Source organism: Synechococcus sp. H60.2, assembly GCF_047462315.1.
Taxonomy (GTDB): domain Bacteria; phylum Cyanobacteriota; class Cyanobacteriia; order Thermostichales; family Thermostichaceae; genus Thermostichus.
In genome coordinates, this window is sequence record NZ_JANSIZ010000071.1 from 1 (window position 1) to 12,235 (window position 12,235).

General features: G+C 60.3%; 11 protein-coding genes. 3 read left to right on the forward strand and 8 right to left on the reverse strand.

The window, feature by feature from the left end; all coding sequences use genetic code 11:
* Positions 1-284 precede the first annotated feature (284 nt).
* The 5 genes from NW845_RS10570 to ebsA form a co-directional block, all read right to left on the reverse strand.
* Entirely contained in the window at positions 285-2,258 is a 1,974-nt protein-coding gene (locus tag NW845_RS10570; protein ID WP_414378467.1) for a DNA polymerase III subunit gamma/tau, read from the reverse strand.
* 81 nt (positions 2,259-2,339) lie between these two features.
* A complete protein-coding gene (locus NW845_RS10575; protein ID WP_414378468.1) occupies positions 2,340-2,867 on the reverse strand; it encodes a hypothetical protein in 528 nt (175 codons plus the stop codon).
* 36 nt (positions 2,868-2,903) lie between these two features.
* On the reverse strand, positions 2,904-3,557 hold the full coding sequence (gene coaE / locus NW845_RS10580; RefSeq protein WP_414378469.1) for a dephospho-CoA kinase: 654 nt from the start codon (positions 3,555-3,557) through the stop codon (positions 2,904-2,906).
* Positions 3,558-3,647: 90 nt separating this feature from the next.
* On the reverse strand, positions 3,648-5,315 hold the full coding sequence (gene cimA / locus NW845_RS10585; RefSeq protein ID WP_414378471.1) for a citramalate synthase: 1,668 nt from the start codon (positions 5,313-5,315) through the stop codon (positions 3,648-3,650).
* Positions 5,305-5,676, reverse strand: a complete 372-nt coding sequence (gene ebsA, locus NW845_RS10590; RefSeq protein ID WP_414366770.1) for a type IV pilus biogenesis protein EbsA — start codon at positions 5,674-5,676, stop codon at positions 5,305-5,307. Before ebsA ends, cimA begins: the two co-directional genes overlap by 11 nt.
* Positions 5,677-6,731: 1,055 nt before the next feature.
* Here ebsA and larE point away from each other — a divergent pair.
* The 3 genes from larE to NW845_RS10605 all read left to right on the forward strand — a co-directional run bounded on the left by larE (position 6,732) and on the right by NW845_RS10605 (position 10,039).
* The gene (gene larE, locus NW845_RS10595) at positions 6,732-7,622 is read left to right on the forward strand and encodes an ATP-dependent sacrificial sulfur transferase LarE (protein ID WP_414378473.1); all 891 of its coding nucleotides are present in this window, start codon (positions 6,732-6,734) and stop codon (positions 7,620-7,622) included.
* A 48-nt stretch (positions 7,623-7,670) separates the two neighbouring features.
* A complete protein-coding gene (locus NW845_RS10600) occupies positions 7,671-9,491 on the forward strand; it encodes a DUF3769 domain-containing protein (protein ID WP_414378475.1) in 1,821 nt (606 codons plus the stop codon).
* A 266-nt stretch (positions 9,492-9,757) separates the two neighbouring features.
* Positions 9,758-10,039: a DUF1830 domain-containing protein gene (locus tag NW845_RS10605; protein WP_414372214.1), complete on the forward strand. Its 282-nt coding sequence runs from the start codon at positions 9,758-9,760 to the stop codon at positions 10,037-10,039.
* Positions 10,040-10,062: 23 nt separating this feature from the next.
* On the opposite strand, the gene NW845_RS10610 is transcribed toward NW845_RS10605, so the two are convergent.
* From NW845_RS10610 to NW845_RS10620, 3 genes are read right to left on the reverse strand one after another with little or no spacing between them, the layout of a single operon-like run.
* Positions 10,063-10,437 carry a hypothetical protein gene (locus tag NW845_RS10610; protein WP_414365645.1) on the reverse strand — a complete coding sequence of 125 codons (375 nt, stop codon included), beginning with the start codon at positions 10,435-10,437 and terminating at the stop codon, positions 10,063-10,065.
* A 33-nt stretch (positions 10,438-10,470) separates the two neighbouring features.
* The gene (locus tag NW845_RS10615) at positions 10,471-11,196 is read right to left on the reverse strand and encodes a hypothetical protein (protein ID WP_414365646.1); all 726 of its coding nucleotides are present in this window, start codon (positions 11,194-11,196) and stop codon (positions 10,471-10,473) included.
* A 49-nt stretch (positions 11,197-11,245) separates the two neighbouring features.
* Positions 11,246-11,788, reverse strand: a complete 543-nt coding sequence (locus NW845_RS10620) for a DUF3110 domain-containing protein (RefSeq protein ID WP_414365647.1) — start codon at positions 11,786-11,788, stop codon at positions 11,246-11,248.
* Between the last annotated feature and the right edge of the window lie 447 nt (positions 11,789-12,235).

The following is a 12,235-nucleotide window of genomic DNA, read 5'->3' on the forward strand; positions in this document are numbered from 1 at the left end:
TCAGCTCTACTTCAGAGACCCGGTACACGGGATGGACTCCGTCCCGCTGCCGCGAACGATGAAGCAACTGGGGCAGAGGAAGAGACAAAAGCTCTGCTGTCAAGCGGATGGGGAAACCCCACCCGCCTGCGCGGTGGGGTAGTTCATTTGATGGAACGAGCGGATGCGGGTGGAGGCGGTCGCTCTCTCTAGCTGAGCTGGCCCTTAGGGATCCCAGCGCTAGAGGCGTTCCTTGGCGGGCCAGCAAAAGCGGCAGGGGCAAAACCAGCGCCCCAAAATAGTGCCTAGAAAGGCAGCTCCTCCTCTTCGGGGGCTAGGGGGGACTCGGTTGCCGGCGGGCCGTAGGTTTCACCCAGATCCGGGGCTCCTTCTGCCTCCAGGCTCTCGAGAGCGGACAGTTCTGCCGTCGCCTCCTCGGGCGAGGTCAGGATCCCTTGCAAATCTATCAGGCTGCCGTTGAAATGGTCGGCAAACCGACGGGCCACCTCCGCCAGCTCATGGGCCAGGTCGTAGGAGGGTGGCCTTGCGGTTTGCACCACTGGGGCAGTAGATTGCGGGGCCCTCAGCTCCGCCTGTCTTGGAAGAGGGAGCTCGGGGGAAGGAGGGCTGCTCTCCAACCTTGGGTCACGGGCCGCAGCTGGGCCAGCATGCCCCTCCCGTAGGCGAGGCGGTGGCTGTACCACCAGCTTCAGCCGCACCGGGCGCCGCAGCAGGTTGTAAAGAGCAGAGTGTACCTCGGCTTCTTTGCTGCGCACTTTCTCCACCAGGCCCTTATTGGGAAAAGCAAGGGTAATTTCTAAGGTCTCCGTCCCATCGAGCCAAACAAGAGCCTCCTGCTGCAAATGGCCGGATGCCAATAGCCCTCGCGTGATGGGGCGGAGGTTTTCAAGAAACTGCTCCCAGCGGGGCCGCAACACCTGGGCAGGCGCCGGATCCTTTGCCTTTTCCGGAGGGAGCGGCTCTTGTGGGCTGGGTCCTTGCGGCAGGGGCGTCAAGTCCCCTGCTGGGCTAGGGGAAGGGGTGAAGGACTCTGGGGTGGCTGTTGCTGTAGCCCTCTGCTTTTGTTCTGCTGGGGTGCGAGGGGGGACATCGACACTTTTCTCAGCAGAAGGTAAGCCCGCAGAGGCAAGGGGGATCGCGGCGCTGGCTGCAGCCCCTGTGCGCAGCTGGCCCAGCAGATCCAGCAGAGCAATTTCCAGCCAAAGCTGGGGTTGCCCGCTCTGGCGAATTTGCGGCTCGCACTGGCGCAGATGGCTCTGGGCCGCCAGCAGCATCTCCACCGAGTAGCGAGGGGCCCGCTGTTGCAAGGCTGCCCAGGTGGGATCCGTTACCGCTGCCAACTGCCGCTGCTGGGGGGCCGTCTTGGCCAGGAGCAGATCCCGGTAAAAAGCCACCAGGTTCTGCAGCACCACCAGGGGCTCTTTGCCCCGCTCCAGCAATTGCCGCGTCTGGGCCAGCACTGCTTGCACATCCTGAGCAAGCAGGGCATCCGTCAACTCCAAAAGCTGCCGCTCCGGGATCCCGCCCACCAAGTCCCACACGGCTTCTGGGGTGATGGATCCCTCCAGCAAGCTAAGCTGATCCAGTAGGCGCTCGGCGTCCCGCAGCCCGCCCTGGGCAAGCTGGGCCACCAGCTGCAAGGCTTCTGCCGTGATGGGGATCCCTTCCTGGGCGGCGATCTGGCCCAGGTGGGTCACCATGTCCTCGAGGGGGATGCGGCGGAAGTCAAAGCGCTGACAGCGGGAAACGACGGTAGGCAGAACCCGCTGCGGGTCGGTGGTGGCCAGGACAAACACCACGCGGGGGGGCGGCTCTTCCAGGGTCTTCAGCAAAGCGTTGAAGGCGGCATTGCTGAGCATGTGGCACTCGTCGATGACATAGACCTTGTAGCGGCTATTTACCGGCGCAAACTGAGCCCGCTCGATCAGCTCGCGGATGTTGTCCACGCCGGTGTTGCTGGCCGCGTCGATCTCAATCACATCTAAAGAAGAGCCGGCGGTGATGGCGCGGCACTGGCTGCACACCTGACAGGGATCCGGTGTTGGCCCCTGCTCGCAATTTAAGGACTTGGCTAGAATGCGGGCGCTGGAGGTCTTGCCCGTGCCGCGCGGACCACAGAACAAGTAGGCCGGCGCCACCCGGTTTTGCCGGATGGCATTGGCCAAAGTCTGCACCACCGCCCCTTGGCCCACCACATCGGCAAAACGCTGCGGGCGGTATTTCAGATGCAGGGGTTCGTACTTGCCAGCGGCGGCCATTTCCGAAGATCTCCGAGCAAGCAGCGCCCCAGCCGAGACCGCTATCGCCGGGCGATGCGGAGGCAATCCCAGAGGGCTCCCCTATTCTGCCCCTTGCCCCTCAGGAGCGACGCTGGGTGATGCCACCTCCTGGGTGGGTAGAGCTTTTGGCCGCCGGCCGTTGGGATCCCGGCGGCGCAGGAGAGCTATCCGGGGCAGCTGCAGCTTCCAGCGGGGGGCATCCAGTTGGTCCACGTGCTGCAGGCGGTAGCTGAGCTGGTACAGCTCCCTCTTGAGCCGACGATTTTCCGCCTGAATGGCGGCGATGCGCTCGCGGATGGGTTGCAGGCGGGCCTGCAGCTTACGTCGGTAGAGCTCTGGTAGCTCCTGGATCATCTGCTCCAGCACCTGCTTTTCTTGGTAGAGCTGCTCAATTTCTGCCTCGTAGCTGCGAATTTGCCGCTGTTGCTTTTCTTGGCGCAGCTCCAAAAGATCGATCTGGCTCTGCAGCAGGCGGTTGCGCTCCCTCAACGCCTCGATCTCCTGCTCCCGCGTCGCCAGCGCTTGCACCCACCAGGACTCTGCCCTGCTATCGCCAACAGGCTCGCCGCTGCAAATCGTTTCTTGCATCGACTCTTCCTCAACCCACCATCCCCATCCGCTACTCTATCCAGCCTGCTGGGGCGAGGCCAGGGGTTTCTGGGAAGCCAGCGCTTGTTGCACCTGGGCTTCCAGCTCCGCCAGGGATCCAGAATTGTCCAGCACTACATGGGCACAACGGGCCTTTTCCTCTAGGGGCCACTGGCTGGCCAGGCGAGCTTCAATTTCTGCTGGCGTCAGCAGGGGATCCCGCTGGGCCAGGCGCTGCCGCTGCTGCTCAGGGGTACAGGTTACCACCCAGATCTCGCTGACCCAGTTTTCCATGTGGGCCTCAAACAGCAGCGGGATCATCAGGCAAACGGTGGGAGAGCCGTCCTTTTGAGGATGTTGCACCCCTTGCGGCGCAGAGGCTCCGTGAGACTGGAGAAACTCCCGCAGCCGCGCTTTGACAAACGGGTGAATCTGGGCTTCTAGCCAGGCCCGCTCGGCGGCATCGGCAAAGATAATCTGCCCTAACTGGCGGCGATCCAGCTCTCCAGAGGGAGCCCGGATGGCCTGGCCATAGCGCTGCAGCACCCGCTCGCGGATGGGGGATCCCACCGCCAAGGCCTGGCAGGCCATCTGATCCGCATCGGCCACTGGGATCCCGTGCCGTTCCAAGATGCGGGCCACTGTGGATTTACCGGTGGCTATGCCGCCCGTCAAGCCGATGATTCTCATGGGAGCTGTACGATTTCACACAAGTTAGAGCCAGCCTCTCACCCCCGGCCCCTCTCCCTCTGGGAGAGGGGAGATGGTTGCAGATCCCCCTCAAGGAGAGGCCATCTGGGCAGAGGCTGGGGAAAGGCAAGGTGCTGTCAAGAGACTATACTCTAAGCCTTCCACCAAGGCCCGGCAGGAGGCTTCGATGATGTTGGTGGAAACTCCCACCGTGGTCCAGCGGCGGTGGCCATTGCTGAACTCCACCAGCACCCGCGTTTTTGCCGAGGTGCCGGCCCGCCCATCCAAGATGCGCACTTTGTAGTCGGCCAGGTGAATCCCTTCCAGTTGGGGGTAGAACTCCAGCAAGGCTTTGCGCAGCGCCCCATCCAAAGCCGCCACCGGCCCATTACCTTCCGCTGCCGTTACCCGCGTCTGCCCTTGCACCGCAATCTTCACCGCCGCCAAGGACTGCACATCCCCCGCCTCACCACTGGGATCCCAGTCTTTGCTGCTCCAGTCGGAGCGGGTAGTGGTGCTGACATTAAAGCTAAGCACTTCAAATGGATGCAAGCGCTGACCTAACAGCTCCCGCACCAGCAGCTCAAAGCTGGCCTCAGCCGCCTCAAACTGATAGCCCTGCAGCTCCAGGGTCTTCAACCGCTCTAGGATCAAGCGGGCTTGGGGATCTGACTTGTCCAGCCGGATCCCGAAGCCGGCCACTTTGCTGAGGATATTGCTCAGCCCCGCCTGTTCCGAAACCACGATGCGCCGGCAGTTGCCCACCTGCTCCGGGGCAATGTGCTCGTAGGTGAGGGGGTTTTTCTGGACGGCGCTAACGTGGATCCCGCCCTTGTGGGCAAAGGCCGACCGGCCCACAAAGGGGGCATGGTCATCCGGAGCTAGGTTGACTACCTCGCTGATGGCGCGGGAGATCTCCGTCAGGTGTTGCAGCTTCCCTTCCGGCAGACAGCGGTAGCCCAGCTTTAGTTGCAGGTTGGGGATGACGCTGCACAGGTCGGCGTTGCCACAGCGCTCCCCATAGCCGTTGATGGTGCCTTGCACCATGCGCGCCCCCGCCTGGACTGCCGCCAGGGCATTGGCCACAGCAGTGCCGGAATCGTTGTGGGTGTGGATCCCCAGGGGCAAATGCCCCAGGTGATGGGACTCGGCCAAGACGGCTGCGGTGATGGCGGCAATCTCGGGGGGCAGGGATCCGCCGTTGGTATCGCAGAGAACCAGCCACTCTGCCCCCGCTTCTGCCGCCGCCACGAGGGTTTGCAGGGCGTAGTCGGAGTTATGGCGATAGGCGTCGAACCAGTGCTCAGCATCGTAGATCACCCGTCGCCCCTGGGAGCGCAAATAGGTAATGGTATCCCGGATCATGGCCAGGTTTTCGGCCAAGGTGGTGCCCAGCCCCTCAGTCACATGCAGATCCCAAGACTTGCCGAACACCGTCACGTAGCGGGTGCCCGCTGCCAAGATAGCCTGCAGCAGGGGGTCGTCAGCCGCCCGCCGCCCCGGCTTGCGGGTGGAGCAAAAGGCCACTAGCTCCGCCTGCTCCAGAGGCTCTTCCCGCAGTTGCCAGAAAAACTGCACATCCTTGGGATTGGCCCCCGGCCAGCCCCCCTCGATAAACGGGATCCCCAGGCGATCCAGCAGCTTGGCGATCTGGATCTTGTCTTGCAGTGATAGCGATAGCCCCTCCCGCTGCGCCCCATCCCGCAGGGTGGTGTCGTAGAGGGTGACGGCAACCGGAGAATTGGCGTCAGTCTTCATACCGCATCAGCTTTTTGTAAAAGGCAGTGGTGAAATCCGGCGGTTGTCCACGCTGCACCAGTGTTACGACATCGATTAGGTAATCCACAAACTCGTAGTTGGCGATGGAGAGCTGGTAAGTGAGCTCAGCATCCTGATCGAAGATCACTTGCACTACGGTCAGATCGGAGGGCAACGGCGACGTGTGCCAACTGGCCAGGAAACGCACAGGTTTGTCTCCCTCGATGGCCCTCTGTCCTTCCAGGCTGCCTTTTTTGTAGAGGCCCACCGCAAGAGCTAGGTGTTGCCGGCGCGCAACGGCGTAATAGGGCTGATAGATGGCTACTTCTGCCGGAGCAGCAGGTTCAAGTTGCAAAGCCATGGCGGCAAGAGGAGAGAACCGTTGATTGCAGTAGAGAACCCAACAAAAGGCCCACTGCGATCTAGCCTACCGCGTTGGTGGGCCACTGGCCTAGGGATAGATTGACCTCATTGTCTCCTACATACCGGTCAGAGTATAGTAAAGTGGATACCCAAGTCTAGTTTCGACTCTGAAACAGTGTCTGCTCTGTCTACCCAGTACCTCTCTGTAAGGGAAGCTTCAGAAATCTTAAACTGCTTAGAACAATAGGTGCGGCGACTACTCCGAGGCGGCGAAATCAGCAGGGAAAAATCGGCAGTCAGTGGACTGTAGCATCAGAGTTTGCAGAGAACTACTGCGTTAAGAGAGTAAGGTACAGACTCAAAAGTAACCGATCACAGTTGACGCTCGTTTAGCTAGCCTCAGCTAAAAATCCTGAGTTTTTTCTGGCTGTATGGGTCTAGAAGAAGACATTCAGGTAATACTTGCTTGTGAAGTTGATCCAGCCACTTACGGTGTTCTGCCGTAAGTTTGGGAATCCGAGCGCTGATAACGGTACTGACAATCATGCCAGCGATTGTCTTTGTAGACTTCAATACTGATTTCGAAATTCTATTTTCGTAGCCATTATTATACCTCTTTATCCACTTTTCAGCCACCTCCTTCCCTTTTCTGGCATTTATCTCCGAACAAAGTTCTGGGTCTCTGTAGCAGGCTCTAAGAATAGTTCGGTGGGCCTCAAGAGTTTGCCGATTCTTTTGAGAGAGGGTAATTTCAAAAAATTTTAGAAGTTCTTCCTCGAAGTTATTGCGAATGATATCGTTGAGGGTAACAGGTATCTCAGGTCTCTCCCGTAGCTCATAGCAATCGGCTTAGGTACCTAATATCGAAACTGGGCAGCGGGATATCCTTCGGTGAGAGATTCCGCACCTCATCTTCGGGGAAGCTTTGGAAAGGCAGGAGACTCTGGGAAACAATGGGAGAGGGAATCCCGCTCACAACTGGTTCTTCTCCGCTTGGACGGAGTCCTCGCTGTTTTCCCCCTTGCCCCAAATCTCACCGCATCTGCCGGCCATATGAACATAGCCCCAGACCCAACTGCCCCGCTTGCCCCTGCCGACTCCTTGCCGGAGCTGGATCCCGTCCTGCAACGCAAGTTCCACCAGCTTGTCCAAATCTTCGCCGAGATGGGGCGGGTCTTGGTGGCCTACTCAGGCGGGGTCGATAGCAGCCTGGTGGCCAAACTGGCCTGGGATCAGGTGGGGGAGCAGGCCCTGGCCGTCACCGCCGCTTCCCCGGCGCTGTTGCCTGAAGATCTGGAGGAGGCCATCCGGCAAGCCCAATACATCGGCATTCGCCACCAGATCGTCGAGACTCAGGAGCTGCAGGATCCCCGCTACGCTGCCAACCCTGCCAACCGCTGCTACTTCTGCAAAAGCCACTTGCACGACACCCTGCGCCAGGTGGCTAAAACTCAGGGATACGACCACGTGGCAGATGGCCTCAACGCCGACGATCTGGCCGACTATCGACCGGGAGCGCAGGCGGCCCGAGAGCGAGGCGTGCGTTCTCCCTTGGCAGAGGTGGGGATGAGCAAGCTGGAGGTGCGGCAACTCTCTCGCCACCTGGGTCTGCCCTGGTGGAATAAACCGGCCCAGCCCTGCCTCAGCTCCCGCTTTCCCTATGGCGAGGCGATCACCGCCGAGAAGCTGCGTCGAGTGGGGGCGGCAGAGCGCTATCTGCGCAGCTTGGGCTGGGAGCAGGTGCGCGTGCGCTCCGAGAAAGATACTGCCCGCATCGAACTGCCCCCTCATCAAATCGTGGAATTTGTGCAAAAAACCGATCTGGCAGCGCTGGTCAAGGCCCTGCAATCTTTTGGTTATCTCTACGTCAGTCTCGATTTGGAGGGCTACCGCAGCGGCAAGCTCAACCGCGCCCTCAACCCTGCCCCGCCAACAACGGGCTGAGCCAGCCTAGGGGCTTGGGCTGAAGTTTTGTGCCAGGTTTAGGGGAATATGAAAGGGTTTTGGTGGCTCTGGCTTTGCTTGGGGGTGTTTGGTCTGGCAACGGCTGCTCCTGCCTCAGCCCAGAAAAGCCGGGTGGCAGCTGCTCCGCCAGGGGCTACGACTGACGCCCTTGCGGAGCGCACGTTACGGCTGCGCTCGGATCGCCAAACCTTCGACCAGCGGGCGCAGGTTTTCCTGGCCGAGGGCAACGTGGAGATGCGTCTGGGCCGCTCTGTGCTGCGGGCAGATCGCTTGCGCATCGAGCTGCAACAGCGGCGAGCGGTGGCCGAGGGCAACGTTTCCATCGAGTTGGATCAGCAGCGCATCCAGGGATCCCGGCTGGAATACGACTTTGGGCGGGAGCAGGGCTTTTTGGAAGAGGCCTTCGGGCAGGTGGATATTGGCCAGTTGCAGGCCAGCGGCTCTCCGGCGGCGGCCCTCTCGCCGCGGCGGCTGGTGCGCTTTCGCGCCGTTCGCATCCGCTTCGATGCCAACAACTGGGAAGGAGAGCAGGTGCGGCTGACCAATGACCCTCTCGATCCGCCAGAGCTGGAGATCCGCAGCCCGCGGGCGACCTCTACCTTGCAGGCGGATGGTTCCAGCCTGTTGATTGCCGAAGCTGGCCAACTGGTTTTCGACCAGGTCTTGTTTCTGCCCCTGCCCATTCGGCTGCGCTTTGACTCATTGAACCGTCAGCCTCCGGTCAGCCTTTTCTACGATGACTTCGACCGGGAAGAGCTGCGGCGCGGCCTGATCCTACAAGCCAACTTCGAGCTGCTGCAGGATCCCCATCTCAGCCTGGTGCTCTCCCCACAACTGTATCCGCAACGCCTTTGGGGCAGCGATCAAGGGATCCGCGATGGGATCGGGCTGCGGGCTGATTTTCGTTGGCGGCAACCGGAAGCCAATGCCCAAACCTCGCTGTTTGCCGAGCTGCGCGGGATCGTCTTCGAGGAGTTTGCCCGGCGCTTGCGGGCTCAGGTCGAACACCGCGTTACCACCGGCAACGGCGGCCAAGTCACCTACACCTATGCGTATCAGGAGCGTTTTTTCAGCGGGCGGCTGGGGTTCCAGATTGTGGAGAATCGCCTTGGTGCCAGCTACAGCTCGCCCACCCTCCGCCTCGGCAACACTGGCTTGGATTTCAGCTACCGCATAGCCGCCGACTACATCGACGCCCTGGGACAACTCGGCAACATCGACACCGATCCCGATCTGGCCTTGGCCAAGACCACCGAGCGCATCCAGCTCGCCCGACTGCAACTGGGGGCAGCCCTAACTCGTTCTTTTCCCCTCTGGCGACCCCCTAAGACGGCGTCGGATCCGCCGCCCCGCTTTTCCGCTTTGCCCATCGAACAGGGAATCTGGCTCAACACCGGCGTCAGCAGCAGCCAGTCGTTTTACTCCAATGGGCGCACCCAAAGCTATACTGCCGGCAGCATCGGCCTCGACGCGGTGATCGGGGCTTTTGCGGCCAATACCTTCGACTACACCAACCTGAGGGTGACCTACTCCAACGGTTTTTTGGCCGGAGCCTCGCCGTTTTTGTTTGACCGCATCACCACGCGGGAGCAGCTTGTTTTGGGCTTTTTACAGCAACTGTATGGTCCGTTGCGGGTAGGGGCAGAGACGACGGTGGATCTGCAGTCAGGCCAGCAGGTGGACATCACCTACCGCCTGGGTTACGACCGCCGCACCTATGGATTTAGCTTGCAATACAATCCGGTGCGCCAGTCAGGGGCTCTGGAGCTGCGGGTGGAGGGCCTGAACTGGGAACCCAGCCCAGCTCAGCCAAGGCCGGTGACCGGCTCAAGCCTTGACGAGCCTTGATCTCAGAGTCCTGAGAAAGGAAAAAATCTCGACTACTACTATCTGGAGATTTTCTATAGCAATTGCGACGCTTCGAGAAGGGATCCCCATCTAAATCCACCTCGCCTCCAAAGGGAGTTTTGGAATCGAAACGGTAAGATAAAATACAGAACTCTTCTGGGATCTATTTTTGTCAGTTGGGATCGCCGTATCGAGGGCTACCGCAATGATCCCCAGACGGTGCTAGCGTGGATAATAAGCTGAGCAAGGCAGGCTGGTGAGCTATTATGCAGACCCTCGATGCGATCCCCGCGAAAAAACAAGCAGAGCGAATAACCTGTAGCTACATCAATGCGACCAGCTCAATCCAGGTGGCTCGCATTACCAACATTGAAAACTGGTACTTTGAGCGGGTGGTTTTTCCTGGGCAGCGGCTGCTGTTCGAGGCGGTGCCAGGAGCCAAGCTGGAGATCCATACGGGCATGATGGCCAGCTCCATCTTGACGGATATCATCCCCTGCGAAAAGCTGCGCGTACGAGAAACGGAGCCGCTGACGGTGGTCGCTTAGGTTTCCAGGCCGCAGAGCAGAACCTAGGTCTTGTGGCTTTGCTGCTTCTCCTCTTCCCCTGTCGGAGTAGGGGAAGGCTGGGGTGAGGGGCGAGGCTTGGGCGGCAACGGGATATCGAGGAAGCGGGCGCTCAACCGCACCGGGCTGGTCTCGCGCCGCTGCGGCAGCCACGGGATCCCCAGCCAACGGGCCGTGAGCTCCAGCAAGCCGGGGGGCAACGTCGGCGTAGGGGTGGGCGTTGGCGGCGGCGTGGGATAGAGATCCAAGCGCGGGGGGCGCGGGGTGCTGACCCGGAAAGCATCAGGGGGCGGCTGGGTCAGCGGCACGTTGGGATCCCCGCACCCCAGCAGGCCCAAACCCAGCAGGATGTACAGCGCTGCGGTGCCTCTGCTTCTCATGAACAAGCTGCCGAACATCGACCCACCAGACTATCACTGGGATCCCAGGACTCTGAGGCGGCTTTGCAAATCTGCCTCCAGGGCAGATAGCTCGCGGGCCATGGTTACGTAGCGGTTGGCAGTCAAGTTTTTGGCGACAAACTGTTCCAACAGTTGCTGATCCCGGGCAACCATTTGGTTGAGATACTGAGCTACGGAGGCTTGTGGATTCTCGATTAAAGCTCTGCACACCTGCAGCGCCATTACCAGTTGGGCCCGCACCTGCAAAAAGAGCGACTGGATATACCTCTGCTCGGCCTCACTCAGTTGGCGAAAATCTCGCCAATACTGGCCCCCCTCCAGCGACTGTTGTAGCTCTTGCACCCAGCGGTTGTACTCTTTTACCTTGCGAGCTAAGTCGCTGGCAAACTCCATGATCTTGGGTGAGCTACTGAGGAGATGGGCCTCTTGCCAGCGCTGGCGGATGCGGCGCAGGCTCTGCTGTAGCTCCAGGCTGGCCCACAATAGCCCCAGCAAAACCACCCCCAGCAACAGGACGGCTGCTGCATACAGCAGCCAATAGCCGGGATCCCGCATCCCCAAGAAGATCACCAGAGCAATCACCAACAGGCAGAGGGCCAGCATGCCCCAGAAGCGCAGTTGCTGTTGTTGCAGGCGCAGGTACTCTCCCCTCAGGCCAAAAGCCTCACAGGAAGCCTCCAGATCCGCGTCCATGATCTGGCGAAACTCTTCTGCAGAGATCGGCTCAGCAGTGATCATTGAAGGCCCTCTCAACGCAACCTGGGTGAGCGGACTGAAGTGCAGCTCCTCAGGATTTGCCCTGCCAATTCCGCGCGGCTTCCGTACTCTCCTCCAGCGGCTCCAGCACCTCGCTGGCTGGAACTACCATCAGCCCGTAGCCCCCTTCGCGACAAAAATCAACGATCTCCTGGGTATCAAAGCGCTCGGCCACCGGCTTGGGCAGCCCCTGCTGGGCCAGCCTTTGGGCATATTTTTTCGCCCCGAAGGCGCTCTCAAACGCAATAACAATGTCCTGCCCCCCGATCTGGCGTGTGCAGATCCCCTCTTGGCCATTGGCTTGGTAAAGCAGCACGATGACCTGGGGGGGTAAGTCTTCTGGGCTAGCCCAAGCCAACTCCTTCTCAGCCTGGGATCCGCCGCTGAGCAACACATCCCGTGCCTCGTTGAGCCGCGCCAGTTGCGCCTCCAGCAAGGGTCTTTGCCGTTCGTCCTCCAGCTCCAAGAGGGCGGTACTGAGGGTTTGATATTCTCGCAACCATTTCCTCCGGATCTCCCGTTCGCTGGCATCCGACGGCAGGTTGAGAACTTGGAGGGCCTCGGTGGTGTCCATCGACAGCCTCTGCTCTGATTGAGAGGAACGTAACTGTCCACAGTCTAGACTAACCGCTCTGGGAACCTTGAGAGGGGGACTCTTCCAGGGATCCCCGGCACTGTCAGCCGGTCGTTGGGCAGGAAGCCGAACCGCTGAACAATTCCCCTTGCGCCACGTTCGAGATGCCGCCAGTGGGGTGGGCAGCTATCGCGATCCCTTTTTGTGCCTGGATCTCAGGCGAGCACCTTGGCTAGCCGAGGCCCTTGGCCAACTGGATAGGCAAATCGGTCAGAGCGGCAAAGAATGGTGTGGCACAGCAAGTAGAGGTTGCCTGCCAGCAGCTACTGCAAGTTGTGAAAGAATCGCTGCTCTACCGCTGCGCGGGAGCAAGCTACAGCCTGTTAATTTAAAATAGGGTACAGGTTTTAAGAGGAAGGAGAGAAGGGAATGCCAACCCATTCTTTG

Bases quoted from the DNA above. Each gene is read 5' to 3' on its own strand.
- NW845_RS10570 (WP_414378467.1), bottom strand. From the start codon at position 2,258: ATGGCCGCCGCTGGCAAGTACGAACCCCTGCATCTGAAATACCGCCCG.
- NW845_RS10575 (WP_414378468.1), bottom strand. From the start codon at position 2,867: ATGCAAGAAACGATTTGCAGCGGCGAGCCTGTTGGCGATAGCAGGGCA.
- coaE (WP_414378469.1), bottom strand. From the start codon at position 3,557: ATGAGAATCATCGGCTTGACGGGCGGCATAGCCACCGGTAAATCCACA.
- cimA (WP_414378471.1), bottom strand. From the start codon at position 5,315: ATGAAGACTGACGCCAATTCTCCGGTTGCCGTCACCCTCTACGACACC.
- ebsA (WP_414366770.1), bottom strand. From the start codon at position 5,676: ATGGCTTTGCAACTTGAACCTGCTGCTCCGGCAGAAGTAGCCATCTAT.
- larE (WP_414378473.1), top strand. From the start codon at position 6,732: ATGAACATAGCCCCAGACCCAACTGCCCCGCTTGCCCCTGCCGACTCC.
- NW845_RS10600 (WP_414378475.1), top strand. From the start codon at position 7,671: ATGAAAGGGTTTTGGTGGCTCTGGCTTTGCTTGGGGGTGTTTGGTCTG.
- NW845_RS10605 (WP_414372214.1), top strand. From the start codon at position 9,758: ATGCAGACCCTCGATGCGATCCCCGCGAAAAAACAAGCAGAGCGAATA.
- NW845_RS10610 (WP_414365645.1), bottom strand. From the start codon at position 10,437: ATGAGAAGCAGAGGCACCGCAGCGCTGTACATCCTGCTGGGTTTGGGC.
- NW845_RS10615 (WP_414365646.1), bottom strand. From the start codon at position 11,196: ATGATCACTGCTGAGCCGATCTCTGCAGAAGAGTTTCGCCAGATCATG.
- NW845_RS10620 (WP_414365647.1), bottom strand. From the start codon at position 11,788: ATGGACACCACCGAGGCCCTCCAAGTTCTCAACCTGCCGTCGGATGCC.